19 protein-coding genes are annotated in these 26010 nt (G+C 69.2%); 11 read left to right on the top strand and 8 right to left on the bottom strand.

The window, feature by feature from the left end; all coding sequences use genetic code 11:
• Positions 1–63: 63 nt before the first annotated feature.
• Positions 64–1545 (bottom strand): endo-1,4-beta-xylanase, encoded by a 1482-nt coding sequence (locus tag ACQPZW_RS26285; RefSeq protein WP_433788683.1) that lies wholly within the window; start codon positions 1543–1545, stop codon positions 64–66.
• A gap of 354 nt (positions 1546–1899) precedes the next feature.
• Between ACQPZW_RS26285 and ACQPZW_RS26280 the strand changes: the two genes are divergently transcribed.
• On the top strand, positions 1900–2841 hold the full coding sequence (locus ACQPZW_RS26280; protein WP_433788682.1) for a PaaX family transcriptional regulator: 942 nt from the start codon (positions 1900–1902) through the stop codon (positions 2839–2841).
• Between the two features lie 137 nt (positions 2842–2978).
• Positions 2979–4178, top strand: a complete 1200-nt coding sequence (locus ACQPZW_RS26275) for a cellulose binding domain-containing protein (protein WP_433788681.1) — start codon at positions 2979–2981, stop codon at positions 4176–4178.
• Positions 4179–4312: 134 nt separating this feature from the next.
• On the opposite strand, the gene ACQPZW_RS26270 is transcribed toward ACQPZW_RS26275, so the two are convergent.
• Positions 4313–4708 (bottom strand): hypothetical protein, encoded by a 396-nt coding sequence (locus tag ACQPZW_RS26270; protein WP_433788680.1) that lies wholly within the window; start codon positions 4706–4708, stop codon positions 4313–4315.
• 220 nt (positions 4709–4928) lie between these two features.
• Here ACQPZW_RS26270 and ACQPZW_RS26265 point away from each other — a divergent pair, with 220 nt between their 5' ends.
• Together ACQPZW_RS26265 and ACQPZW_RS26260 are read left to right on the top strand one after the other, a co-directional pair.
• Entirely contained in the window at positions 4929–5270 is a 342-nt protein-coding gene (locus tag ACQPZW_RS26265; RefSeq protein WP_433788679.1) for a hypothetical protein, read from the top strand.
• 56 nt (positions 5271–5326) lie between these two features.
• Positions 5327–6490 (top strand): ISAs1 family transposase, encoded by a 1164-nt coding sequence (locus tag ACQPZW_RS26260; RefSeq protein ID WP_433788678.1) that lies wholly within the window; start codon positions 5327–5329, stop codon positions 6488–6490.
• Between the two features lie 716 nt (positions 6491–7206).
• Here ACQPZW_RS26260 and ACQPZW_RS26255 read toward each other — a convergent pair.
• The 3 genes from ACQPZW_RS26255 to ACQPZW_RS26245 are packed head-to-tail and all read right to left on the bottom strand — an operon-like array spanning position 7207 to position 8779.
• The gene (locus ACQPZW_RS26255; RefSeq protein ID WP_433788677.1) at positions 7207–8001 is read right to left on the bottom strand and encodes a hypothetical protein; all 795 of its coding nucleotides are present in this window, start codon (positions 7999–8001) and stop codon (positions 7207–7209) included.
• Positions 8002–8055: 54 nt separating this feature from the next.
• Positions 8056–8412 (bottom strand): hypothetical protein, encoded by a 357-nt coding sequence (locus ACQPZW_RS26250; RefSeq protein WP_433788676.1) that lies wholly within the window; start codon positions 8410–8412, stop codon positions 8056–8058.
• 52 nt (positions 8413–8464) lie between these two features.
• On the bottom strand, positions 8465–8779 hold the full coding sequence (locus ACQPZW_RS26245; protein WP_433788675.1) for a hypothetical protein: 315 nt from the start codon (positions 8777–8779) through the stop codon (positions 8465–8467).
• A gap of 1126 nt (positions 8780–9905) precedes the next feature.
• Between ACQPZW_RS26245 and ACQPZW_RS26240 the strand changes: the two genes are divergently transcribed.
• Positions 9906–10229, top strand: a complete 324-nt coding sequence (locus ACQPZW_RS26240; protein ID WP_433788674.1) for a hypothetical protein — start codon at positions 9906–9908, stop codon at positions 10227–10229.
• Positions 10230–10621: 392 nt separating this feature from the next.
• Here ACQPZW_RS26240 and ACQPZW_RS26235 read toward each other — a convergent pair whose 3' ends face one another.
• Complete coding sequence (locus ACQPZW_RS26235) at positions 10622–11227, bottom strand: peptidase inhibitor family I36 protein (protein ID WP_433788673.1); 606 nt, start codon at positions 11225–11227, stop codon at positions 10622–10624.
• Between the two features lie 261 nt (positions 11228–11488).
• Between ACQPZW_RS26235 and ACQPZW_RS26230 the strand changes: the two genes are divergently transcribed.
• Together ACQPZW_RS26230 and ACQPZW_RS26225 are read left to right on the top strand one after the other, a co-directional pair.
• Complete coding sequence (locus tag ACQPZW_RS26230; RefSeq protein ID WP_433788672.1) at positions 11489–14551, top strand: WD40 repeat domain-containing serine/threonine-protein kinase; 3063 nt, start codon at positions 11489–11491, stop codon at positions 14549–14551.
• Between the two features lie 261 nt (positions 14552–14812).
• Positions 14813–15634 carry a helix-turn-helix domain-containing protein gene (locus ACQPZW_RS26225; protein ID WP_433788671.1) on the top strand — a complete coding sequence of 274 codons (822 nt, stop codon included), beginning with the start codon at positions 14813–14815 and terminating at the stop codon, positions 15632–15634.
• Positions 15635–15666: 32 nt separating this feature from the next.
• On the opposite strand, the gene ACQPZW_RS26220 is transcribed toward ACQPZW_RS26225, so the two are convergent.
• Entirely contained in the window at positions 15667–15873 is a 207-nt protein-coding gene (locus tag ACQPZW_RS26220) for a DUF397 domain-containing protein (RefSeq protein ID WP_433788670.1), read from the bottom strand.
• 318 nt (positions 15874–16191) lie between these two features.
• Between ACQPZW_RS26220 and ACQPZW_RS26215 the strand changes: the two genes are divergently transcribed.
• Positions 16192–17148, top strand: coding sequence for a GGDEF domain-containing protein (locus ACQPZW_RS26215; RefSeq protein ID WP_433788669.1), 957 nt, complete (start codon positions 16192–16194; stop codon positions 17146–17148).
• A 34-nt stretch (positions 17149–17182) separates the two neighbouring features.
• On the opposite strand, the gene ACQPZW_RS26210 is transcribed toward ACQPZW_RS26215, so the two are convergent.
• Positions 17183–18109, bottom strand: coding sequence for an NADP-dependent oxidoreductase (locus ACQPZW_RS26210; RefSeq protein ID WP_433788668.1), 927 nt, complete (start codon positions 18107–18109; stop codon positions 17183–17185).
• Between the two features lie 92 nt (positions 18110–18201).
• Here ACQPZW_RS26210 and ACQPZW_RS26205 point away from each other — a divergent pair, with 92 nt between their 5' ends.
• The 3 genes from ACQPZW_RS26205 to ACQPZW_RS26195 all read left to right on the top strand — a co-directional run bounded on the left by ACQPZW_RS26205 (position 18202) and on the right by ACQPZW_RS26195 (position 25919).
• Complete coding sequence (locus tag ACQPZW_RS26205; RefSeq protein ID WP_433788667.1) at positions 18202–18414, top strand: hypothetical protein; 213 nt, start codon at positions 18202–18204, stop codon at positions 18412–18414.
• Positions 18415–18532: 118 nt separating this feature from the next.
• The gene (locus ACQPZW_RS26200; RefSeq protein WP_433788666.1) at positions 18533–18895 is read left to right on the top strand and encodes a substrate-binding domain-containing protein; all 363 of its coding nucleotides are present in this window, start codon (positions 18533–18535) and stop codon (positions 18893–18895) included.
• Between the two features lie 37 nt (positions 18896–18932).
• Positions 18933–25919 carry an SDR family NAD(P)-dependent oxidoreductase gene (locus tag ACQPZW_RS26195; RefSeq protein ID WP_433788665.1) on the top strand — a complete coding sequence of 2329 codons (6987 nt, stop codon included), beginning with the start codon at positions 18933–18935 and terminating at the stop codon, positions 25917–25919.
• The last annotated feature ends 91 nt before the right edge of the window (positions 25920–26010 follow it).

Raw genomic sequence — 26010 nt, 5'->3', positions numbered from 1 at the left:
CCATCCTCGGTACGGCGAAGCGGCGCGGGGTCTCGAGGCCCCACGCCGCGTCGCCGTGACCGGTCAGCTCAGACTGAATCGCTGGTTGGCCTGGCCGTTGCAGTCGTAGATCTGGATCTGCTGGCCGTTGGCGCTGCCCCAGACGTCCAGGCAGCGTCCGGACTGCACACCGGTGATGGTGCCGTTCTCGTTGACGTTCCACTGCTGGTTGGTCTGCCCGTTGCAGCTGTAGATCTGCACGGCCGCACCGTTGCCGGAGCCGGCCGCGTCCAGGCACCGGTTGCCGTACACCGTCAGTTGCCTGCTCGCGGTCAGCGTCCATTGCTGGTTGGTCTGGCCGTTGCAGTCGTAGAGCTGAACCCGGGTGCCGTTGTTCTGTGACGCGCTCGGTACGTCGACGCACCTGCCGGACTGGGCGCCGAGGATCCGCCTCGCGTCTCCCGACGGCACCGACGGCGACGGCGACGGAGACCCGCTGCTCGACGGCGGCGCGGACGGGCCCGGCCCCGCGGCGTTCAGGACGTTGAGCACGGAGTTGTAGGCGGCCTTCTTGTTACCGCCGCCGTCGAACAGCAGCGGGCTCTCGTTCGACCGCCATGAGTCGCTGTCGCGTACGCCCCACACGGTGATGCCGATGCAGCGGGGCACGTTGATGCAGGCCTGGGTGAGACCGGCGTACTGCGAGGTCGAGGAGTTGGTCACGTCGACCTCGGTCAGGGCCACGTCGACGCCGAGCGCGGCGAAGCTGGACAGTGTGGTCTGGAAGTTGCCCGGTAGGGAGCTGCCTCCGGTGAAGTGGGTCTGCAGGCCCACGCAGTCGATCGGCACGCCGCGGGACTTGAAGTCCCGGATCATGTTGTAGACGCCCTGTGTCTTGGCGTAGGTCCAGTTCTCGATGTTGTAGTCGTTGTAGCAGAGCTTGACCGACGGGTCGGCGGCCCGCGCGGTGCGGAACGCGACCTCGATCCAGTCGTTGCCGGTGGACTGCAGGTTCGACGAGCGGCGGCTGCCGTTCTCGGCGAAGGCCTCGTTGACGACGTCCCAGGCGGCGAGTTTGCCCCGGTAGTGGGCCATCACACCGTTGATGTGGTCGATCATCGCCTGCCGCAGGGCGCTGCCGCTGAGGCTCTGCATCCAGCCGGGCTGCTGGGCATGCCAGGCGAGGGTGTGGCCGCGGACCTTCAGGCCTCGCTGGGTGGCCCAGTTGTAGATCTGGTCGCCGGAGCCGAAGGTGAACTGCCCCCGCTGGGGTTGCGTGGCGTCCGGCTTCATCTCGTTCTCGGCCGTCACCATGTCGAACTCGCGCCCGGCGATCGAGCTGTACGTCGCATCACCGAGCCGGCTCGCAGCGATGGCCGTGCCGAAGTACCGGCCGGACTGCTGTGCCGCAGCGCCCAGCGTGCTGGCCGCGGCGTTGGCGTCCGGTGTCACCATCACGGCACTGAAGCCCGCGACCGCGGCGACGAGGCCCACGATCAGGGTCTGGTTTCGCCACGAGCGCCGCCGGACGGCACCGGCCGGGCGGAGTGGGGATGTGTCTGCCACGGGATCTTCCCTTCGGGCGCGCCGGGGAACCGCCGTCGTGGCAGTCGTAGCCGCCACGTGCACGGTGGGGGAGTGGACGGGCCAAACAAGCGATGGCCGTCGATTGCTGAATGCTGACACGGTAACATCGTTGAAACAAGAGCTTCCGGAAAACTCTCGTAAGTATCAGGCGTGGATTCGGTGTCGTTCATCCGTGAAGTGACACTTGAGCAGTGCCTATTTGGCTTGTCGGTCGCTACGCTTCGCCATGGTCGTGCAGTACGGCGCGGTGTGCTGATCCGGATCCCCGAAACTTTCGGCAGGCCCTCGCAGTCCGGGCCGCGGCGGGTGATGATCGTGAGGCAAGCTTGATCGGTGGATGTCGAACAGCGAGGCGCCGGGCTCCGGCTGCCGCGGTCACAGGCCGGTTCGAGCCCGCAACATCTGCTGGCCACCGTGCTCGGCGAGTATCTGGACTCCGCGGACGCCGGCCTGCCGTCCACGGCGGTCATCGCGATCCTGGCGGAGTTCGGGATCAGCGAGTCCAGCGCCCGTGCCGCGCTGTCGCGGCTGGTCGGACGGGGTCTCATCGCGGCGCGCGGTGGTGGCCGGACGCCCGTTTACCACCTCACGGCCGAGGCGATCGCCGGGCACCACGCCCACATGCGACGGTTCTTCGAGTTCGGCAGCCGCCCACCGCGGTGGACCGGTGACTGGGTCATGGCGTCGTTCTCGATTCCGGGTCCCGGCCGCATGAGCCGTCACCAGGTTCGCCGGACGCTGACGGCGCTGCGGATGGTAGGGCTCTATGACAGCGTGTGGATCCGGCCGGGCTGCGCGGTGCGACCGGTGCGGGAGGCGCTGGACGCGGTGCTGAACGACGTCGCGGGTGCCCGGTGGTCGGTCATGACGGCGCGGTTCGACGAGGAGGAGGGATCACACGGTCCCGCGGCGGCCTACGATCTGCCCGGGCTCGCCGCCGCCTACCGGCACTTCGTCGAACGGTACGCGGACCTGCGGGTCGCCGTCGGTGAGTCGCGGGTCGATCCGGCGTGGGCGCTGGTCGCGCGGACTTCGCTCATGGACGCGTGGCGGCGTTTCCCGGACAGGGATCCCGATCTGCCCGAGCATCTGCTGCCCCAACCGTGGCCCCGGCAGCAGGCCAGGGAGACCTTCCTGGAGATCCACACCGCGCTGGGCTCCCTGGCGCAGGCCCGCCTGATTGAGGTCGCGACGATGCACTGGCCCGACGCCGAGCAATGGATCACGCACTTCCAGGCGCCATCCGGCGCCCGGCCCGGCCCCACGACGCCATAGATTGACACTTGTCGTTGCCCGAGTGATAGTAACTGCAAAATCCCCGGCGCATCGACGTGCATCACTTCATCCTCTTCGGGTGCGCCGTCCTCCCGTCCCGGTCACCGCGGGACCACATGCCGTCCTCGGAGGACGAAATGAGAAGACGAACCACGGTCGGCGCCGTCCTCGCCGCCCTGGCCACCACGGTCGTCGCCGGCATCATGACGATCGGCGCGACCCCGGCCGACGCCGCGGTGGGCGGCTCCGGGCCCTACCCCGCCGACTACGAGACCTCATCCAGCCTGCCCAACCACACCATCTACCGCCCGCAGACCCTCCCGTCGGAGCGCCTTCCCCTGCTGGTCTGGGGCAACGGCGGCTGCGCGGCAAGCGGTACCGCCCAGATCAACTTCCTCCGGGAGATCTCCTCGCACGGCTTCCTCGTCATCGCCAACGGCGCACCCAACGGGTCCGGGTCCACCACCTCGCAGATGCTCACCCAGTCGATCGACTGGGCATTCGCCGAGAGCTCCCGGTCCGGCAGCAAGTACTTCGGCAGGATCGAGACGTCCCGTGTCGCCGTCGCCGGATTCTCCTGCGGAGGCCTGGAGGCCTACGCGGTCTCCGGTGATCCCCGCATCACCACCACCATGATCTTCAGCAGCGGGCTGCTCAACGACGCCGACGACTACCAGTTGCGGCGGCTCACCAAACCCATCGCCTACTTCATCGGCGGGCCCAGCGACATCGCCTACCCCAACGCCGTCGACGACTGGGGCAAGCTGCCCGCCGGACTACCCGCGTTCATGGGCAACCTGAACGTCGGCCACGGCGGCACCTACGACCAGACCAACGGCGGCGAGTTCGCCCGGGTGGCGGTGCTCCACCTCAAATGGCGGCTCAAGGGCGACACCACGGCCGGCGCCCAGTTCGTCGGCCCGAACTGCGGCCTGTGCCGTGGCCAGTGGCAGGTCCAGCAGAAGAACCTCACACTCGACGGCGACAACCCGTCACCCTCGCCCTCGCCGTCGGGATCGCCCTCCGCTTCGCCGTCCACCGGCGCCGGCTGTTCCGCGGCATACGCGGTGCAGGACCAGTGGAGCGGCGGGTTCGTCGCCAATGTGGTCGTCACCGCGGGTGGCGCCGCGATCAACGGATGGCGCGTCACCCTCACCCTGCCCGCCGGGGCGACGGTCGCGACCGCGTGGAACACGGTCAGCACCGGCACGAGCGGCACCGTTCAGTTCGCCAATGCCTCCTACAACGGGCGGATCGCCGCCGGGCAGACCGCCGGTTTCGGATTCCAGGGCACCGGTACGGGCAGCGGAGCCGTCGTCTCCTGCACAGCGATCTGACCTACGGCGCCCAAGTCGAATGCGGACGGATGACCCCGTTGACTGGGGTCACCCGCCCGCACTCGTCTCACCGTCGGGATGCCACGGCCGGCCGGCACCGAGTCGTCGCGACCGCACGTGGCGGCTCCTCGCCGTCAGCGATACAGCCCTTGACGGTCGATCTCCCCGTTCACGTCGTCCTGAAGCTGGAGGATGACACCGTAGGCGCCGCCTCTGACGTTCGCCAGAATGTTGATGCTCATCGGATAGTTCTGGGTCGTCGAGGTGCTGTTGCACTTCCAGCCGCTGCTGCCGTAGCTCAGGATGTTCCCATCCGTGTCCACTGTCTGTCCGTACACCCGGCGGCAGTTTCCCGAGGTCACCCGGATGGTGCCGGCGATTCCCACGCTGCGGTCGTAGAAGGTGGCCTCCCCGGTCGCGGTGGAGTTGCCGTAGGCCAGTGAGATGTCGCGAGTGGGGAAGGCCGCGAGGGCGGGAACCGCTCCGCCGGTGATCATGATGGATGCCGCCGCCGTCACGATGGACGCCATACATGCCGAAAATGCATCCGCCCTGGTCAGGAGACTTTCCGGCAGTCGGGGTGATCATGGGTGCTCTGGTGTCGGCGTCCCCTGGATCCTCGTCGTCGGTGACTGCGCGAGGATGTTGATTCATGCTGCTGCGCCTGGCGTACCTGGGTATCACGAATGCGTTCGCGTTGCTGCGGCCGCTACCGGGCAGTGACGTGACAAGGACACCGAGATCCTCGTCTTGCGGCATCAGCTCGCGGTGGTGCAGCGCCAGCTCGGTGGGCAGCGGGTTCGGCTCGCGCCGGCCGATCGGGCGTGGCTGGCCGCGCTGCACGGCGAACTGCTCACCCTCGGGGTCAAGATCGCCGCGTCGACGGTCTGGTCGACGGTCTGGGAGATCCTGCACGCCGCGGGGATCGATCCAGCGCCGGACCGCGTGAGCACGACCTGGGCGCAGTTCCTGCGCTCACAAGCTGAAGCGATCCTGGCCGTCACCCCAGGGCCCCGGCAAAGTCGTGGTGGTGTCCGACTTGAGTGGACTGGGGTAGAAGCGCCGCTGTTCGGTGCAGCAAGACGGGCATGACCGATTCAGAAGATCATCAAGGTTCCTACGCCACGATGATCTATCCGAAGTGAGTCATGCCCGCACTGCCATCATCTCTGATCTCCTCTTTGTCCTGTACACCGGCTCTGACCGTGCCCGAAACCGCTGGCGGGCTGGTGGCAGCGCTGGCCGAGCTGCCCGATCCGCGGGCCCGGCGAGGGGTCCGGCATCAGCTGACGGTGGTGGTTGTCGCAGCGGTCTGCGCGGTGATCGCCGGCTGCCGTTCCTACACCGCGATCGCCGAGTGGGTCGCCGACGTGCCGGCCACGACCGCTCTCACCTTGGGCATCACCCCTGGCCGGCGCCCATCCGAAGCAATGATCCGCCGGCTTTTGCAGGCCCTCGACGCGCAGCTGCTGACCACCGCGATCACTGTCTGGCTCGCAGGCCGGGCCGAGACCCCGGCGAGTCGGCAGGCCATCGCGGTCGATGGCAAGACACTGCGCGGATCCCGCACCGGCGACAGCACCGCCCGACACGTCCTGGCCGCTTGCGATCAGAACGCCGGTATCGTCCTGGCCAGCACTGATGTCGACGGCAAGACCAATGAAATCACCCGATTCGGTCCGCTGCTCGACCAGATCGGCGACCTACGCGACACCGTGATCACCGCTGACGCCATGCACTGCCAGCGCGAACACGTCGACTACCTCGCCGAACGCGGCGCCCACTGGATCCTGACCGTCAAAGGAAACCAGCCTCACCTGCACAAACAACTCTCAAGACTGCCGTGGAGACAGGTCCCGCAAGCTGCCCGCCAGGATGACCGCGGCCACGGCCGCCGAGAGATCCGCACCTTGAAGATCCTGACCGTCGCGGCCGGCATCGACTTCCCGCACGCCGCCCAGGCCCTGCAGATCCGCCGCCGCAGACGCCGTCTCGACCAGCCCCGACGCTTCACCACCGAAACCGTCTACGCCATCACCGACCTACTCCTTCACCAGGCCAAGCCGGCCCAGCTGGCTGACTGGATCCGCGGTCACTGGACCATCGAGAACAAGATCCACTGGGTTCGCGACGTCACCTACGACGAAGATCGCAGCCAAATCCGCACCGGCACCGGACCACACGTCATGGCAGCCCTCCGCGACGCCGCCATCAGCGCGCTACGAGCGGCCGGAACCACCAACATCGCCGCCGCCAACCGGCACCACGCCCGCGACAGCAGCCGCCCACTGGCACTTCTCGGCCTCATTTAGGACTTTGCCGGGGCCCTGGCCGTCACCCGACTCGACATCCGTCGACACGATCGCCTCAGCGGCATCCTCAACGAATACGAACATGCGGCCTGAGCTGCTCGGACGTATTTGCGGCAGGTACACCGCCGAGCGGCGAATCTGTTGAGGACAGCGATTTCTACGTCAAGGACGCTCAAACTTCTACCTCAAGGACCGCTCGAACCTGATGCTGAGCGGCTGACTTTCATCTCGGTTCCCAGCACAGGACCCAACTGCATATCCTTGCTACCTGTGTCAGATTGGCATCAAGGGTTGACATGGCGCTATCCACGGTAATGTGCCAGCGTCCGATCTCGTCGATTCTGGACTTGGCGTGCACCTCGTCGACGGCGAATAGGAACTTGGTATTGGCGTCACTGAAGGGCCCCAACTCAGGACCAATCGACGCCTCAATTAGCCAGGCTGTGCTCGAGTGCAGTACCCGCTGCTGCTCGGGCCGCAGCGGGCTATAGTCGGCGAGGACCAAATTGGTGGGCATCTCCACTCGAAACCTGTGTATCTCGCCGTCCGCTGGAGCGCGCACATCCCCAAATGAAGTCCACACCACGGCAAGCGTGTTGAACGGTGCTGGCCCGGCCACTGGGATGCGAACGACCGGCGGCTGGTCAAGTGGTATCGGACCTGGCATTGGAACCCCTTAGGCATCACGGGCTTCATGTGCGTTCGTATCTTGCTGATCAGCCGATATAGGTACCAATTATTTCAAAGTCGACGCCAGCTCGGGAGGGTTCGGTGACGCTAAGTGTGAGCACGTCCCCGCCTGCTTGTGCTGGCCTGACAAAAATTGTCGTCCCCGGCGGCGCTTGCAGCCCCTGCTGCTCCACCGTCACTTTCAGTTCACGACCTTTGGGTGGGTCAGTGATCCGGTAGCTGACGCGGCACTTCTCGTCGCCGACCTCCACCGATGCGATTTGGCCGGGCGTCACGGAGACCAAAGTCTCGTTGGTTCCGCCGAACGGGCCTGGAGAGGGTTGCGTCGTCCGTAGATTCGCGAGGATGGAGAACGTTCCCGCGATGGCCGATGGTGTGGTCGTGCTGGGCCGGAACCAGGCGGTGGGCCAGGTGATCGTGCCACTGATCTCGCTGGCAACGATCCGAGTTGTGAGGACGACTTGGTAGCTGAAGCGGATCAGCGTCGACGGCTCGCCCATCACCGCGAGAGCGGTGACCAGGACCAGTTCGTCGCTCTCGTCGGCCTCCAGCCGTGCGTGGTCGGTGGCGAAGACATGGGAGGTGTCATCATTGGCGATGGCGGCCAGCCCCGTGTAGACGGTGGACTGCTCGACTGTGCCGGCGGGGACTCGCAGCCGCAGCCGGCACTCCTCGCTGTGCACCTGGTCATCGTTGATCTTCCAGTCGGGAATCGCGATTCCAGATATGACGATCAGATGTCGGCCACCGACGCCGAGATCGGCATCGAGCACCGCATGGTTGGCTACCTGTTTGGCGGCGGGCAGGACGTCAAGATCCATCAGAGGCCTCCATCGGCGGTCTTATCGGCGTCGGAATGGGAGTAGCGTGAGGAATCAGACCTTCGGTGGGGTGAGGGTGCCCTTCGCAACGAGCCAGGCAGATCCCGTGCCTTCCAGGATGCCCGCAAAGACTGCACCGTCCGGCGGTGCGGACTTATTGACAGTGATTTTTCCCTTGAGTGCGTTCGGGTCCGTCTCAAATTGGTCAGTGGTGACATTGAGGTCCACGTCGTAGTAGTTGACGTTGGGGTTCTCCGTGGTTATTTGGCCCGGCGATTCCTTGTGCAGGTGCCAGGGAACGCCGCCATGCACCCACTTGAACTGACTCAGCGTTCCGGTGGCATCGTCCCACTCAAAGTTGAGGCTTTCCGCAGGGCTTGCCACGCTCTCGTAGTGCGCGGTCTCGGACATGAACCGGCGAATCATCGTGGTACCTCTCTCGTGCTCCGCGCGAATCGGAGATCTAGAACGTCAGCCACTGGTCGTAACCGTGGCCGTCGAATCTCGGCGGGCAGTAGGCGCCCTTGATGTCCCCTTGAGCGACATACCAGAACCCGTCGATCCGACAGAGATCCTGGTTGCCGTAGGTCCTCCGGTAGAACCAGCCGGGCCCGGGGCTGGTCGAGTCCGGCTCGTTCACGCCGGCCGAGGCCGTAACCGGCAGGGTCGGGCGGGCGGTAACGTCTGCAGGCTGCGCCTGGGCGCCGCCACCGCCGATGGTCACCGCACCGGCGGTGAACGCGGTGGCCACAGCGATGCTGCACCCCCGTCGAATCATCGCGTTGTTCATAATCCCTCCAGGTGGGGAAGCCACTGCCGCTCGACGTGGGCGGGTGTCAGCTTCCGTGCGCCGCCGTCCTCGCTACCGGCGCCCCGCACCACCCAGCCGGGCTAGAAGAGGGCAGTGGCAGGGTGTCATGTCAGAGATGTCGCATCGCGTAGGCCAGTCAACCGGTCCAGACCCAGAGGATCCATGTCCCGCTATCCGACTCGTAGCGACAGAAGGCCCACCCGTTGAACATCCGGGCAGTTGCCTCGCACTCGAGTGGCGAGGTGTAGGACGTGGCCGGCTGCCACCCGGCTTCTCCGCCCATGGTCATTTCCAGTCCAGAGCGCGCGGCGTAAGCAGGCGGAGCCTGTGCTGGCAGGAGCAGCGTCGCGACTGCGGCGGCACCGGTTATCAGGAGGCGCCGCATGAATATGGCTTTCATGACACTCCTTCGGTCCGACCAATCAGATGTCTGCGGAGTCACTTTGCTCACGGTGAAGCTGGCAATTGAATGGTGTCCGCATACGCCCCGGTATGCGCCCGTGCTGTTGAGTAGGGCAGTCTTACCGGGAGCCGGATTTCTCATCCATTATGGCGCGGAACGCAGCTGGCATCGCGTCATTCAGGGAAATGTTTAGAGCGACAGGAAAATGTCAGTGCGCCGCGACATCAAAAGCCAGTAGCCGGCAACGCCGGGCAACGCCCCTCGGTCAGGGTGCCACGGAGTGATCAAGCGCGGCACGACGAAGATCCGGGGTGGGGTTCCACGGGCCTGCCGTTCATCCAGTTGCTGCTGTCGCTCAGCTGGTAGTGGCCGAGGATCGCGGCGGGGTGGGCCGTCCGGTAGTGCTCGAACCGGGCGGCCTGACTGCGGCCCTCCTGAAGGGTTGCAGGTACGGCAAAGCAGGCCGCGGACCTGGCCGTGGCGTAGCAATGGTCTTCGAGGTGACGCCGGGTGTTGTACGTCCACCACGGTGCGCCGCCGACCTCCTTGCCGCAGATCGCGCCCGCGGGCGCTGCAGTCGGGCACCGCCGCGGCGGAACCGAGCACATCCTCGCCCGGTTCCGCCGCGGCGGCCCGAAACACCACCTCGCCCCTCCGCCTTCGCGAGGTCTTCGACAGCGACCTCGCGACGTGCTCGTCTTCGCGCCGAACCGGGTCCTCGTGGTCCGGCCGAAGCCGAGTGCGAAGCTCGGGCTCATCGCGGGCCTGATGACCGCCGTGGTCGACGTCCGAGCGGGCGTTCCCGGAGGCGGCATCCAGTTCGTCGTTGACACCCGTGTCATCCCGGTCGGGGGCGTCGAGCAGAACGTCAACACGGGGTTGAGATCGGCAGCGGCGAACAGCGCCGAACGGCGTTTAGCAGCGTCGGCGACGGCAGCTGGGCAGGCCAAAGCCGTACTTCTGCTGGTCAGTCGCTTGATCGAGCTACGTTCACGCGGGAGTGGTTTCGGGTGAGCGTTGCGTAGAGCGGTTCGTTGCAGGGTGGCCCGCCGGCTTGGGCGGGAGTCGTGCCGAACGGAGTAAGCCATTAGGGCGCGGCCTGTCTGGATGACGTCGCCCGGTGACGGTGGCCCCCGTTGCCCCGCCGAAAGCCCCGGCTTGTGGTCGACAAGCGGTGATCAACGATGTGTTGCGTTCGAGCAGCTCACTGCCAGTTGGCGACAACCGATGACAATCTCAGGACGTCCGCGGTTGGTAACAAGGTGAAATAGGTTAACGGTTATCGATGCGCGACAACCCGGCGGGTGCGCTCGACGAGCGTGCTTCGCGAGCGGCCCCGGCCGGTCGCGCCCAGGCCGGGTCGTCATGTAGAAGCCGCCAGGCGAGGACCGTGGCTCGGCCTCCTGTCAACACCCGCCCAGAATGCGATTGACGTGATCGGCCGCGCGGTCGGCCGAGGCCGCCAGAGTCGACTTCTGCGACCAGTTGTTGAGCCGGAACAGTTCGGCGTCAAAGGTGTGCCCGTTGCCGGGATTGCCCTTGTCGTAGTGGTTGATGAAGATGATCTGGCTGGCACTTCCGTTGTCGACCGACCGGGTCCGGTCGCCCCATCCCCACGTCCACAGGTCCTGCCAGCCGCAGTCCCGGAGCTTGCCCCGCGGGTAGTTGAAATTCTGACCGGCGTAGAAGCAGAACCAGTCGGACGGGCAATCTGCTGACGCGCGGACCGCCTGCACGGAGTTCGGCGATGCGTAGGTGACGACGAACTTGCCGTTGTCGTAGGACACCTCGTTCGCGTTGATCTGCTTCCCGCCCGGGGCGAGCTTCAGCTGAAGATCGATCTGCCGCTGCAATTGAGCCGTGGTGGTGGCCTGCTTACCGAGCTCCGCTCGGATCTGGGCCTCGCTGAGCTCTCCGGCCTCGGCCGGAGACGCGATCAGCGCAACGGTCGACATGACGGCAATCAATGCGGTCCCGAGTCTTCTCATCGCTTTCATGGTCCCCCCGCTCATCGAGCAAAACTGTCGTCACCATCGGGAGCGACGTTTCCACAGGGGTCTGGCACGAACCTGGCAGCTTTCTGCGCCAGTGGAGAGCACGGTCGGGTGATCGGCGAACGCTGGACCAGGGCCTCGTCGTGGGCCGCTGCGCTGTGCGTGCCGGCGACGCGGGACAACCGTCTGCGGTGTCCGCAGGGAACGCCGTGCGAAGTGCTCTATATTCTGCCGGACGATCCGCAACAGCCGAGTTCGATGGGTGGCAGCGCAGTGACCATGACGCCGCTGCGTTCCGGTGACCCCGATCGACTCGGGCAGTACGAGTTGCTGGGCCGGCTCGGCGCCGGCGGTATGGGAACCGTCTTCCTCGGCACCGGCCCGGACGGGCAGCGGGTGGCGGTCAAGGCCATCCGCCCCGAATGGTCGGCCGACCCCGCCTTCCTGGCGCGTTTCCGCAGCGAGGTGAAGCGGGCGCGGGAGGTTCCGCCGTTCTGTACGGCCGCGGTTCTGGACGCCGACGTCGAACACGATCCGCCCTATCTGGTCGTCGAGTTCGTCGACGGGCCGAGCCTGGCCGACGTCGTCCAGGACCGAGGACCCCTCAACCCCTCCGAGGTGTACGGCGTAGCCGTCGGCGTGGCCACGGCACTGCTCGCCATCCACGGCGCCGGAGTCGTGCACCGGGATCTGAAGCCGGCGAACGTCCTGCTCGCCGTCGGCCTGCCGAAGGTGATCGACTTCGGGATCGCCCGCGGTGCCGAGCTCAGTGCCGAGCTGACCGGTCCTGATCAGGTGCTGGGCACGATCGGCTACGTCGCGCCGGAAAGCCTGGACGGCTCCGGGAAAGCCGGCCCGGCCGCCGACGTCTTCGCCTGGGGAGTGCTCATCGGCTACGCGGCGACCGGCCGTACCCCGTTCCGCGGCGACTCTCCGATGGCGACGATCGGCCGGATGCTCACCCAGCCACCCGACCTCAGCGGCATCCCGGACTCGCTGCGTAAACTGGTCGCCACCACCCTGGAGAAGGATCCGGCGGCCCGGCCCACCGCCCGGGAGCTGCTCGACTCGCTGCTCAGCATGGGCACCTCCGACGTGTCGTCGAACGTCACCCCGGAGCTGCGGGAGGCCGCGCTTGCGGCCCGGGCCCGCTCCCGGCTGCGCCGATGGCCGAGACGGGTGCTGACCGCGGCCGTCGTAGCCGTGCTGCTGGGCGGGGCCGGGTTCGCCGCGGTCCGGGCGCGCGCCGACGCCGACCGTGCCTCCGGCCAGGCGAGACAGCAGGAACGCGCGCTCGTACAGCAGGATCTGCTGGCCCGATCGGCGGCGGCACTGACCGCGGATCCCGGGCTGGCGTCTCGGCTCGCGGTCAGCGCCTACGGGATGGACCGTTCGGCGCGCAGCGGTGCGGCGGTGATGGCGGCCCTGGCCACCGGGTATGCGGGGGAGCTGACCACGGGCTCGCCGGTCGTCAGTGCCGCGTTCCGTCCGGACGGCAGGATGATCGCGATCGGTGGGGAGAGCACCGCCGAGTTGTGGGCCGGCTCCTCGCGTACCGCCGCATTGCCCTCCGGTTTGGGAAACGTGAAGGAGTTGGCCTTCAGCCCGGACGGCCGCACGCTGGCCGTCGCCGCCGACCGGCTCACCCTGTGGGACGTCGCCGATCCGTCCGTGCCACGCCTGCTCACCAGCCGGGACACCGGCTCGGCGGTCACCGGGGTGCGGTTCAGCCCGGACGGACGACGGCTGTTCACCGTCGCGGCCCGCGCCACCCTCTGGGACGTGCGCGACCGGGGCCGGCCACGGGTGCTCTGGACCAGCTCCACCACCGCGATCCCCGCCGTGACCAGCGCGGACGGCACCCTGTTCGCCGGCACCGGTGACGACGGACGGCTGACGCTCTGGCGTACCTCCGGGTCCCGGATAGTCACCGGCGTCTCGACCGGCACCCCGGTCGCCCTCAGCGCGAACGGCCGGGTCGTCGCGGTTCGGGACGGCGAGAAGGCGATCCACTTCTACGATCTGGCCGAGCCGGCGGATCCACAGCGCCGCGGCACCATCACGGTCTCCGGCGATCGTCTCTCGACGACCGAATTCGATCCCAGTGGTACGACCATCGCGCTCGGCCGCACCGACGGCGCGATCGAGGTGTGGAACGTCGCCGATCCGGACGCCCCGATCCAGACGAAGGTGATGACCCGGACCGGCGGGTGGATCACCTCGATCGACTTCAGCCCGGACGGTGCCCGGATCCTGACGCCGGGCCCGCGCCTGACCACGTCGGCGATGCTGTGGCAGGTCGACGGGTTCGCGCCGCGGCGCCGGGCCACGCTCACCGGCAGCACCGTGATCCCGTTACGGACAGTGTCGGTGTCGGCCGAGGACGTGGTCGCCGCCGGATCAGCCGAGCACCTCGACTACTGGGATGTCATCGACGCCGGGAATCCCCGGCCGGCCGGGACCGCGACACTCGTGCCGGCGGCCGGTGCACCACCGGTCAGCAGCACCTACGCGGTCCACGGCACGACGTTCTACTACACCAGCGGCAGCCTCTACGCGCTGACCGGTGCCGGTCCCCGTAACGTCTTCCCGGCTCTCGGCGCGGGGTCCGTACTCGATCTCGAACCGGTCCGAGGGTTGGTCGCGGTCCTGGTCGGCGGCCCGCAAGGGCAGATCCGGATCCACCGGCTGGCCGACGGGGAGAAGACACCGCCGGTGGTCGCCACCATCCCGGCCGCGAACGTGTTCACCGCCCGGTTCGGCCTCGCCGGCGGCACCCTGGCCGTCGCCGACAGTGCCGGGCAGCAGAGCGGCAGCAGCAACGTCACCGTCTGGGATCTCGTCGACCCGGCGGCGCCGGTGAAGACCGGGACGTTCGCGGTGAGCAGCGTCGGGCCCGCGGCGGTCGTCGCGGGAGGCGCGTTCACCGTCACTGTCGGTCAGGACCTGACGGTCTGGAACAACCGGGACGGCAACGATCGGTCGGTACGGACGGCCCGGCGCGCTGATTTCGGCCGGCCCGACTCGCTCGCCCTGTCCGCCGACGGGTCGCTGCTCGCGGTCACGTCGGGAGGGTCCACCGAGATCTGGAGCGTCGGCTTCGCCAGCGATCCGGTGCTGCTCGCGGTGGTGGGTGGGCGGACCACCGGATCGGCGTTCAGCTCCCGGCAGCCGCTCCTGGTCACCGCTGATCCGGCCGGGGTGGCGCTCTGGGACCTGGTACCGATCCGGGCGGTGCTGCGCGACCCGTTGCCGGCGGCCTGCGAGCAGACCAGTGGTCTCACGGCGGCGGAATGGGCGGCGTACGCCCCCGGCCTGGAGTTCGAGCGCCCTTGCTCCTGATCTTCGGTGTTCACGCGTGACGCCGGCTCGCGCGTGCCCGCGCCGGCGCTGTTGATCATCTCGTTGGTCCGATCCTCATCGTGCGGGCGGACGGGAATGACCGGTGACCTGTCTGGTGGACCGCGATGCGATCGAGGTGGTGGGGATCGATCTGGGGTTCAACGTGTCCGACAACGACGGGTTGCCTGTCGACAACGCGGCGTGGCGGGTACGGTAATCTGCGTCACCGTCCACATGGGGTTGGCAAGGCGGAGGTAAGGCGTGCCGGTCACAGGCCAACGTGTCGTGCGGCGGGCGTTGGGGCGGCGATTGACACGGCTGCGCACGGCGTCGGGGATGAGCCGGCGCGATGTGGTGGAAGCGCGGCTGGGCATCTCGGAGCCGACGCTGCATCGCATCGAGACGGGCAAGGTGCCGGTGACCGGGGCCAACGTCCGCGCGCTCTGCTGGCTCTACGGCGCGGACCAGGGCATCACCGACGCGCTCGCCGACCTCGCGCTGGGCACGTCACAGCAGGAGTGGTGGGATGCCAGCCCGGTGATCCCCGAGTGGTTCAAGCTGTATGTGGGGCTGGAGGCGTCCGCGTCTCGCATGTTCGGTTACGAGGGCGAGGTCGTTCCCGGCGAGTTGCAGACCCCGGACTACGCGAGGGCTGTCTTCGGTGCCGAGCAGCCGGCCGACGTGGAGATCGCCGAGCGCCATATCAACCTTCGCATGCAGCGGCAGAGGACGCTGTTCGCGCGTAACCCGCCGATCCGGCTCGTGACGGTGCTCGGTGAGGGGGCGTTGACCCGGCCGGTCGGCGGCGAGCAGGTGATGAAGGGGCAGATCGAGCATCTACGACGGCTGTCGCGCGAGGACACGGTCGATATCCGGGTGCTGCCGTTCTCGGTCGGGGCGCATGCGGCGATGGCCGGTGCCTTCCGGATACTGGAGTTCGACGACCCGGACGATCCCGACGTGGTCTACCTCGAGTCCCACGTCGGTGCCCTCTACTTGGAGGAGCAGGTCGAGGTGGACGAGTACCGGCGGATCTTCGATCTCATCAGCAAGGACTCCGTGCCGGTCGGAGATTTCCGCTGACGATGCCGCCCGCCGTGCGCGGCCCGGCGTGATCAGTCGGTCAGGAGCTGGTCGAACTCGCCGCGCTTGGCGCCGAAGAGGAACGAGTCCCACTCCTCGGTCGTGAACACCACGGTGCCGGCCTCGCGTGCCTTGCTGTTGCGGACCTCGATGAGGCCGCCCTGGCGGCGAGCCTCGACGCAACTGCCTCCGTTGCCTGTCGACCTGCTGGAGATGATCCAGCCAGTTTCGCGACTCATGAGTGCTCCTCCTCCTGGAGTTGATCACTTTGGGTAATCAACCCGCCACCGATTGCGTGGCTGGATGCGGCCCTTAAAGCGTGCCTGACGTGCGATATCAGGATTTCACGCCCAAGAGCAGCTCTTTCACCATGAAAGAGCACGTACCTAGGGTAGCCGAAACTTGCTCACGATGCATCCTGTCACCGTGACAGTCGTCCCCGTGAAATCTTGCACGGGCCCGGGCCGACTGCCATGATTCCTCTGTGGCGCCCGGCGGTTACTCGCCGTCGACTCGACAGCTCCCGCTGGTCCGCCAGAGTTTGGAGAGGACGGCCGATGCGGATCCTCGATCCTGCCGCCGCCGACACGGGCGGCGCACCGTCAGGTGACGCTCAGCTGCGGACCGAGTCCGAAACCGCCCGCCTCCAAGCCCGCATCGATCAACTCGCGGCGCACGTCCAGCAGCTGGAACAGGAGCGAGCCTCGCTCCTGTGGATGGCCGGCCACGACGATCTCACCGGACTCGCCAACCGCCGCCGCTTCCACATGCTCGCCCCGGAGTTGCTGCGCGGCGACGATCGCTCGTCAGCCGTCGTGATCCTCGACCTCAACGGTTTCAAGCCGATCAACGACACCTACGGGCACGACGCCGGCGACGAGGTCCTCTGCGTGGTCGCCCGGCGCATCGCCGGCTGCCTCGGCGACCATCTCGTGGCCCGATTCGGCGGTGACGAGTTCGCCGCCCTGCCCCGAGCCCCGCGCGCGGACGTCCCGCAGACGTGGTGGCACGAACTGGCCGGCTCACTGAGCGCTGCGATCGCGCCCCCGATGAACGTGCGAGGCCACACCCTGTCCGTCACCGCCTCCATCGGCGTCGTGCCGGCCGGGCGCTCCAGCGACCTTCCCGACCTGCTGCGCCGCGCGGACCAGGCCATGTTCAGCGCCAAACGGCACGCGAAAACCACCGACAAGGCCGGTATCACCTGGGTCGTGGCCACCGAGACCGGCGACCACACCGAGACGTACGAGCCGGCCACCGCGCCTGTGCCCCCACCGGGACTGACAGCCGCCGGATCCGCGGTGGTGTACCGGGCAGGCGACCCGGTATGGGTGCACCGCAGTGGCGCCCGTCGTGCGGGAGTGATCGAGGGCGCCTGCGAATGGGCCGCCCTGGTCCGTTACCGGGGCCAGAGCGGACCAGGCACGATGGTCGACACGATCCCCACGAGCTCTCTTACGATCCGAGCCGAAGCCGACCCGTACCTGGACCGGAAGTCCTCCGCCCGCAGGTGACTGCGCGAGCCGCCGGGCGCCACCGTGCCTGTCGTCAGCCCACCGTCAGCACGAGCTTTCCGCGCAGCCCGCCGGCCAAGACCCGCCGGTGTGCGTCGGCCGCTTCGGTCAACGGCATCGTGACCGCCACGCGCGTACGCAACTTTCCCGCCGCCACCTGCCCCACCAGATCGGCCAACAGCTCACGGTCGTGCCGGATGAGTTGCAGCTCCTGGCGCACGCCACGTGCCGGAACGATGGCCGGCGTCGGCCGGGTCGCGACCACGATCCCCCTGTCCTCGACGATGGCGGCCGCCGCCTCGCCGACGGGAACCGCGTCGAACACCGCGCCCACCGACCCGACCGTGGCCAGATCGACGGAACGGGAGACCACCTCGTGAGCGCCGAGACCGTGAACCCATTGCTCATCGCCGTCGCTCGCCTGGGCCACCACACGGTAGCCGCCCTGAACGGCGAGCTGGGTGGCGAAGCCGCCGACACCGCCACTGGCGCCGGTGACCAGAATGCTGCTGCCGGCCGGCAACATGGCCAAGGACACCAGAGACAGCCCCTGATGTGCGGTCTGCGCGTTGAGCGGCACCGTGGCGGCGGACACGAAGTCGAGCTCGTCCGGAAGCCGCACCAGCCAGTCCGCGTCGGCGGCCACCAACTCGGCATAACCACCGGGGTTACCCCGCGTCAGATACCACGGGATCATCCCGACGACACGATCACCCACCCCGAAATCCGCCGTGCCGGGGCCCACCGAGGCCACCTCGCCGGCGATGTCCCACCCGGGCGAGAACGGCGGCGGAACCGGCCCGCGAGGAATCTCGCCGGTCGTGGCGGCGACGTCAGCCGGGTGCACACAGACCGCGCGGACCCGAACCACCACCTGTCCAGGCCCCGCCTCAGGCTCGGGCAGCTCAGTAACCTGCAACACCTCAGGCCCGCCAAGCGCGGCCGCGACGACTCCCAGCACGCGTCCACTCTAGACCGTCGCCCCCCGATTGATGGCCCCGCTGATGAGACCTGCCCAGAATTCGGAGAGGCTGCGTTCCGGGCGTTCCGGCGTTGATCAGGGACATCGGCGGCAACCCGGTCAGCGCGTTGCAGGGCCACGAGCGATACGCCATCGTCAACCTCGGCAACGAGCCCTGCCACAGTGCGACCGACACGGCGTGGGTCACGCAGACCCGCCACGCGATCACCAAGCCGCGCAACGCCGGCATCACCCATGCGCTGGTGGCGGACGGTCCCGGCTGGGCCAGGACAGCAATCTGCTGATGCGCAACAACGCCCGCGCGATCTTCGACGGTGACCCGCAGAAGAACGTCATCTTCTCGGTGCACATGTACGGCGTCTACGGATCCGCGTCGACGGGCTCCCCGCCGAACCGGAGCTGGTGCGATCCGCCGACCTGTATGTGGAGGGCGGCATGGCCGCGGCGGCCGAGCTACTGCGCCGGCCCGACCGGCCGACCGCGATCGTCACCGCCAACGACCTGCAGGCACTGGGCGTCTACCAGGCGGCGCGAGCGGCGGACCTGCGCATCCCCGACCAGCTCAGTGTGGTGGGTTTCGACGACCTGCCCTTCGTACAGTGGCTCGGTCCGGCGCTGACCACCGTGCGGCAGCCGCTGATGCAGATGGGTGCCGCTGCCGCCGAGATGGTCATCGGCCTGTCCGTCTCCCGGCGACCGGACCACGATCGCATCGAACTGCCGACGACTCTGGTGATCCGCGAGAGCACCGCGCCGCTGAGGTGACCGGCGGGCGGTTGCGGCGGTCTGGCATCGTGTGCCGGTGTCCAAATCTATTGTGGATTTCCTGCGCCTGCATGCCACCCGGCAGCCCAGCCGCACCGCACTGACCTGCGGTGATCGGGAGATCACCTTTGCTGGGCTGGAAGAACGGACCAGGGAGTTCGCCGCGGGACTGGCCGTACGGGGAGTGCAGCGCGGCGAGCGGGTGCTGATCTGCCTTCCGGCCGGCATCGAAGCGGTTGTCGCGGTACTCGGCACGGTGCGGGCGGCCGCGGTCGGCGTACCCGTCAATCCCCGCGCGACCTCCGCTGAGCTGGACCAGTACGCCGAGGATTGTGCTCCGCGCCTGACGGTGACCAGCGACAACGTCGCGGAGATCCTCGCCGTAGGAAAAGGTGGAGCCGCCCGCGACGACCTCGGCGCGGACGAGGACGCCTGGCTGCACTACACATCCGGTTCGACCGGCCGGCCCAAGGGTGTGGTCTCCAGCCAGGGCAGCTGGCTGTGGATGCTGCACCAGTCGCTGATCGGGCATCTCGGTATCACCGCGGACGACCGGCTGCTCTGGCCACTGCCGCTGTTCCATGCGCTCGGGCACGCCCGCTGCGTACTAGCCGTTGCGGTCATCGGGGCGACCGCGATCATCCTCGACCACGCCGGCGACGGCGAGCTGGTCGCGGCACTCGAGAGCACCGCGCCGACAGTTCTGACCGGGGTGCCGACCGTCTACCACCGGCTGATGGCGACGCTGGGTGACCGCCGCCTGGAGGTGCCCAGCCTGCGGATGTGCGTCACCGGGGGAGCACCCTGCCCGCCGCAGCTGCGCGCCTCGGTGCGGGAACTGCTGGGTGCGCCGCTGATCAACAGCTACGGAAGCACGGAGACCTGCGGGGCGATCGCCATGGAGACCCCGGGTCGCGATCCGGTCGCTGAGGGCTCGGTCGGGCGCGCGATCCGCGACGTACGCATCGTCGATCCCGCCACCGGCGCCGTGCTGACGTCCGGGGGAGAGGGCGAGGTGCAGGTCGGCGGTCCGGCCCTGATGAAGGGCTACCTCGGGCTACCGGACGCCACCGCGGAGGTCCTGACCGGCGGCTGGTACCGCACCGGTGACCTCGGCCGCCTCGACGGCGACCAGCTCGTGCTGACCGGCCGGGCCCGCGACCTGATCATCCGGGGTGGCGCCAACGTGCATCCGGCCGAGATCGAGAAGGTGCTGATCGGGCTTCCCGGCGTCGCCGATGTCGCGGTCGCCGGCCGGCCGCACCACCGTCTCGGGCAGGTGGCCGTGGGTTACGTGGTGCCGTCCGGACCCGGCGTGGAGGCATCGGCGTTACTCGCGGCGGCCCGCCGGCGGATGTCGGCGGCGAAGGCACCCGACGAGATCCAGATCGTGGCGGGTATCCCGCGTACCGCCTCCGGCAAGGTGATCCGCGACGAGCTCGCCGCGTCGCGGGAACCCGACGACCCGATCGTCATCGTCGCCATGGCCTGCCGCTATCCCGGCGGCGTCCGTTCCCCGGAGGATCTCTGGGCTCTGGTGGACGGCGGGGTCGACGCGATCGGCCCGTTCCCGGCCGACCGCGGCTGGGATCCGGATCTGCACCATCCCGACCCCGATCAGGCTCGTCACACCTATGTGCGCGAGGGCGGGTTCCTCGCCGGGGCGACCGATTTCGACCCGGCGCCGTTCGGTATCGGCGCCACCGAAGCGGTGGGCATGGACCCGCAGCAGCGGCTGCTGCTCGAGACTGCCTGGGAGCTGTGGGAACGCGCCGGCATCGACCCGGGAACGGTACGCGGCAGCGACACCGGAACGTACGTCGGCCTGATGTACCGCGACTACGTGGGCCTGATGTACCGCGACGGCGGTGACCGGGAGCAGGACCCGTCCGCGGAACTGGAGGGTCATCTGGTCCTCGGGTCGGCCGGCAGCGTGGCGTCCGGGCGGATCAACTACACGTTCGGGTTGACCGGGCCCGCCGTCACCGTCGACACGGCCTGCTCGTCGTCGCTGGTCGCGATGCACTGGGCGGCGCGGGCGCTGCGGGCCGGTGAGTGCTCGATGGCCATCGCCGGTGGTGTCACGGTGATGTCCACGCCGGACCCGTTCGTCGTGTTCAGCCGTCTGCGCGGGCTCGCCCCGGACGGGCGGGTCAAAGCCTTCTCGACCACCGCCGACGGCACCGGCTGGGCCGAGGGCGTCGGGCTGCTGTTGCTGGAACGGCTCTCCGACGCCCGCCGTCACGGTCACCCCGTGCTCGCCGTGCTGCGCGGCACCGCGATCGGCTCGGACGGCGCCTCCAACGGGCTCGCCGCGCCGCACGGACCCGCCCAGCAGCGAGTGATCCGGGCCGCGCTGCACGACGCGGGTCTGCGGCCCGCCGACGTGGACGCGGTCGAGGCGCACGGCACCGGCACCCCGCTCGGTGACCCGATCGAGGCGCAGGCGCTTCTCGCCACGTACGGCCGGGATCGTCCGGCCGGGCAGCCGTTGTGGCTCGGCTCGGTCAAGTCGAACATCGGCCACACCCAGGCCGCCGCCGGCGTCGCCGGCGTGATCAAGATGGTGGAGGCGCTGCGCCACAGCAGGTTGCCGCGCACCCTGAACGTGGCGCATCCCAGCGAGCACGTGGACTGGAGCGCCGGTGACGTCAAACTGTTGACCGAGAGCCGGCCGTGGCCGGAGACCGGGCGCGTGGGCCGGGCCGCGGTGTCGTCGTTCGGGATCTCCGGCACCAACGCCCACGTCATCGTGGAGCAGGCGCCGCTCTCCGACGACCTGCCCGTCCCGGCTGGTCAGGACGGGCTTCCGCTGCTGCTGTCGGCGGCCGACGCGACCGCCCTGTCTCGCCGTGCCGGTCAGCTGGCCGAGCAGAGCGGACTGTCGGCGGCGGCGGTCGGTGCCGGGCGGGCCGCGCAGCGGCACCGGGCCGCACTTCTGGGCGGGCCCGCCGCGTGGCCGGACGCCCTGGCGGCTCTGGCCGCCGGTCGCGGGCACCCCGACCTGGTGGTCGGCGACGGTCGCCCCGCCGGCAAGGTGGCGTTCCTGTTCCCCGGGCAGGGCGCCCAGCGTGCCGGCATGGCCGACCTGCTCCCGCACGAGGTGTTCCGCACGGCTTTCAGTGAGGTCATGGCCGCCCTCGGTGATCCGGTCCCGCCGGGCGCGGACCCGGACCGTACCGAATACGCCCAGCCGCTGCTGTTCGCCTACGCGGTGGCGGCCGCCCGGCTGCTGGCCTCGTGGGGGATCGTGCCGGATGTGGTCGCCGGGCATTCGATCGGCGAACTGGCCGCGGCACATGTGGCCGGCATCCTCGATCTGCAGGACGCCGCGACACTGGTGGCCGCGCGAGCGCGGCTGATGGGCGCCCTGCCGGAAGGCGGCACCATGGCCGCGGTCAATGCCACCGAAGCGGAGGCACGGGCGCACCTGCGTCCCGGGGCCGGCATCGCGGCGGTCAACGGTCCCCGGTCGGTGGTGATCTCCGGTGACGAGGCCGTCGTGGCGGCGCTGGCCGCATCGCTGCACGGCAAGGGCCACCGCACCACGATGCTGCGGGTCAGCCACGCCTTCCACTCCGCGCACATGGACCCGGTGCTCGACGACTTCGCGGCGGTCGCGGCCGGCCTCACCTACCGTCCGGCGCGGATCCCGGTGATCAGCACCCGCACCGGGCGCGCCGCCACCGGCGACGACCTGCGCTCGGCGCACTACTGGGTACGCCAGTTACGCGAACCGGTGCGCTTCGGCGACGCGGTCCAGGAGCTGCCGGACCTGGTCGTCGAGCTCGGCCCCGCCCTCACCCTGGCGCCGCTGGTGCCGCTGGGCACGATCCCGGCCTCCGTCGACGGCGCGGCGGCCCTCTGGGCGCGAGGAGTCCCGGTGGACCGGCCGGCGCTGCTCGGACGGCCCGACCCACGACGGGTGGCGGCGCTGCCGACCTATCCCTTCCAGCGCCGCCGGTTCTGGCTCGGCACCGGCGGACCGGACCGGCGGCCGAAGACGGTACTCGACACGATGACGGCGGTGCCCGGCACCGGACGGCACACGGCGACCGGTCGGGTGTCCCCGGCCGCGCAACCGTGGCTGGCCGACCACACGATCGGCGGTGAGGTGCTCGTGCCGGGCACACATTTCGCTGAGATGGCGATCGCCTTTGGTGCCTGGGCGGGAGTGCCGGTGGTGGCCGAATTGATCATCAGCCGCCCCCTCGTGCTCACCGGTGACAGTGTGGATCTCCAGTTGGTCCTGGCCGAGCCGGACGCGCACGGCGACCGGGCTCTGGAGATCCTTGCCCGCGACGGTGACCAGTGGACGCTGCACGCCTCCGGCCGGTGCGCTGGGGACACCGTCGAACCAGACCCCGGGTCGTGGGACTGGGCCGGCCGGTGGCCGCCACCGGACGCGGAGCCGACCGACCTGACCGGCTTCTACGACGGCAGTGGATACGGGCCCGCGTTCCGGGGCGTGACCGCCGCCTGGCGTACCGGCACCGAGATCTTCGCCGAGGTGCGGCTGCCCGCCGCGGCCGGCACGGTCCCCGACCCGCACCCGGCGCTGCTCGACGCGGCCCTGCACCCCGCGCGGCTGCTGGATCCCGACGACCGGGTGCCGCGGGTCCCGTTCGCCTGGTCGGGGATCCGCCGCCACGACGCGGCCGGCACGGTCCGGGTACGGATCCGGTCGACGGGCACCGACCGCATCCAGGTGCGACTGGCCGCCGAGGACGGGCGACCCGTACTGGAGATCGACGAACTGACCCTGCGCGCGCTGCCGCAGTCGCTGTACCGGGTCTCGCTCGTGCCGGTGCCGGCCACAGCCGGCAGCCGTGGTGCGGACCCGGTCGTACTGGACGCGTGGCTGTCCGAGCCGCAAGGTCCGCAGGAGGTACGCGACCAGTTCTGGACCGTGGCCGAACAACTGCGCGAGCAGCTCGCCGGCACCGCGCGGGTGGTGGTCACCACGGCCTCACCGGCGGTGGCCGGGCTGGTACGAGTGGCCGCCGCCGAGTATCCCGGCCAGGTCGCCCTCGTCGACACCGACGGCACGGACCCATCGCGCCGAGTACTGCCCGAGGCGGTTCGCGTCGCCGCGACCGAACCCGAAGTCCGGGTCGTCGGCGGTGAGCTCGGCATACCCCGGCTGACCCGCGCCCAGGTGAGGCCCGGCACTACCACCGGGTTCGGCGACGGAACCGTTCTCATCACCGGCGGAACCGGAGCCCTGGGACGGGTCTTGGCCTGGCATCTGGTCGCGGTCCACCAGGTGCGGCACCTGCTGCTGGTGAGTCGCCGCGGCGACGACACCGGGATCCGCGCGGAGCTGACGGCGGCCGGGGTGAGCGTGGCCGTCCGAACGGCCGACGTGAGCGACCGCGCCCAGATGGCGGCACTCGTGGCGGCGGCGGACCCGCCGATCACGGCCGTGGTGCACGCGGCGGGCGTCATCGACGACGGCCCGATCGCCACCCTCACCCGCGACCGTGCCGACGCGGTGCTGCGCTCCAAGGTCGACGGGGCATGGCATCTCGACGAGCTCTGCGCAGAGCTCACCGCCTTCGTACTGTGCTCGTCGGCATCCGGGTTGCTCGGCAATGCCGGTCAGGCCGCCTACGCGGCAGGTAACGCGTACCTCGATGATCTCGCCCGGCGCAGGCGGCTGGCAGGCAAGCCGGCGCTGTCGCTCGCGTGGGGGCCGCTCGCCCTGGACGGAGGCATGCCCTCCGGCGGCTCCCGGTTGCGGCCGATGACACCCGTCGAGGTGACCACGGCATTCGATGCGGCCCTGCGCGGCGACGACCCGGTGCTCGCACCGATCGTGCTGCAACCGGCCGCCGCACCCGCAACCTCGACCCCGGCACGGCCGATGCCCGCGGCGGCCGAACAACTGCACGGGCTCGCCGGGGCGGAACTGGTCACCGCCCTGGAGGATCTGCTGCGCGCCGAGGTGGCCGGTGAACTGGGACATTCGGACCCGGCCATGGTGGACGTACGAGGAGCGTTCTCCGACCAGGGACTGGACTCGGTCAGCTCGATCCAGCTACGGACCAGGCTGGTGGCCGCCACCGGGGTCGCGATGCCGGCCACCGTCGTCTTCGACCACCCCACCCCGGCGGCACTGGCCCAATGGATCGCCGGGAAGATGCCCGCGGTGTCCTCCGTACCCAGGCCGGTGGCCGCCTCGCCCGCACCCGTCGCAGCGGACGGAAGCGACAGTCTGGCGGCGATGTTCACCACGATCGCCGATAATGGCCACCACTGCCTCGCGGTGAACCTGCTCATCAGCGCCTCCGCACTGCCGATCACCGGCCGGGAGCGCACGCCCGTGGAACCGGTGCCGCTGACGGACCGGCCCGACGGGCCACTGCTGATCTGCCTGCCGTCCTACGGGCCGGCCGGCGCCGCGGAGTTCCTCGGATTCGCGCATGCCGCCGGGCCGGCGGTCACCGTGCTGCCGCTGCCAGGCTTCGACGCCCGCCACCGGATCCCGGACTCCCTCGACGAACTGCTCGACCAGCTCGTCGCAGCTGCCGTCGACGCCTCCGGCGGCCGTCCCTACGTCCTGGTCGGCCGCTCCAGCGGCGGCCTGCTCGCGCACGCGATGACCGAACGCCTCGAAGCACGCAGCAGCAAAGACCCGGCCGGACTGGTCCTGCTCGACACCTACGAGACCGATCTCGGCATGCTGACCGAGGACTGGCTCGCCTCACTCGTGGTCACCGGACTCAACCGGGTCCTCGGCCGGCTCCGGCCGGACGCGGCGCGGACCGCGTTGCTCGCCACCGGGTCGCACCTACGACTGATCAGAGGCTGGCGGCCCAGCGATCTGACGACACCGAGCCTGCTGGTCGCAGCCGGCGAGCCGGTACCGGGCATGCCCGCCGACTGGCAGACGACCCGGACGGTGCCGCACGAGCGGGCCGAGGTGCCGGGCGATCACTTCTCGATGCTCGACCGTTATGCCCCCCAGACCGCGGCCACGGTCGACCATTGGGTGGCCGGTCTGAAGGGTCTCGACAATTGAGGGGGCTATTCACCGATCAGGCTCGGCCCGGCTCGCCCCGGCGCATCCGCACCCGGGCGATGCCGGCGGTGGAGGCCGCGTCGGGCCCGAT

Origin of the sequence: Actinoplanes sp. CA-252034 (assembly GCF_050956125.1) — a bacterium.
Classification (GTDB): Bacteria; Actinomycetota; Actinomycetes; order Mycobacteriales; family Micromonosporaceae; genus Actinoplanes.
Note: the sequence above shows the minus strand (reverse complement) of the source record. Positions and strands in the feature narration are given on the sequence as shown.

Coding starts and splice junctions, on each gene's coding strand:
- ACQPZW_RS26235 (WP_433788673.1), bottom strand. CDS start 11,227: ATGAGCGGGGGGACCATGAAAGCGATGAGAAGACTCGGGACCGCATTG.
- ACQPZW_RS26220 (WP_433788670.1), bottom strand. CDS start 15,873: ATGAGTCGCGAAACTGGCTGGATCATCTCCAGCAGGTCGACAGGCAAC.
- ACQPZW_RS26255 (WP_433788677.1), bottom strand. CDS start 8,001: ATGGATCTTGACGTCCTGCCCGCCGCCAAACAGGTAGCCAACCATGCG.
- ACQPZW_RS26260 (WP_433788678.1), top strand. CDS start 5,327: ATGCCCGCACTGCCATCATCTCTGATCTCCTCTTTGTCCTGTACACCG.
- ACQPZW_RS26250 (WP_433788676.1), bottom strand. CDS start 8,412: ATGTCCGAGACCGCGCACTACGAGAGCGTGGCAAGCCCTGCGGAAAGC.
- ACQPZW_RS26275 (WP_433788681.1), top strand. CDS start 2,979: ATGAGAAGACGAACCACGGTCGGCGCCGTCCTCGCCGCCCTGGCCACC.
- ACQPZW_RS26215 (WP_433788669.1), top strand. CDS start 16,192: ATGCGGATCCTCGATCCTGCCGCCGCCGACACGGGCGGCGCACCGTCA.
- ACQPZW_RS26245 (WP_433788675.1), bottom strand. CDS start 8,779: ATGATTCGACGGGGGTGCAGCATCGCTGTGGCCACCGCGTTCACCGCC.
- ACQPZW_RS26230 (WP_433788672.1), top strand. CDS start 11,489: ATGACGCCGCTGCGTTCCGGTGACCCCGATCGACTCGGGCAGTACGAG.
- ACQPZW_RS26270 (WP_433788680.1), bottom strand. CDS start 4,708: ATGGCGTCCATCGTGACGGCGGCGGCATCCATCATGATCACCGGCGGA.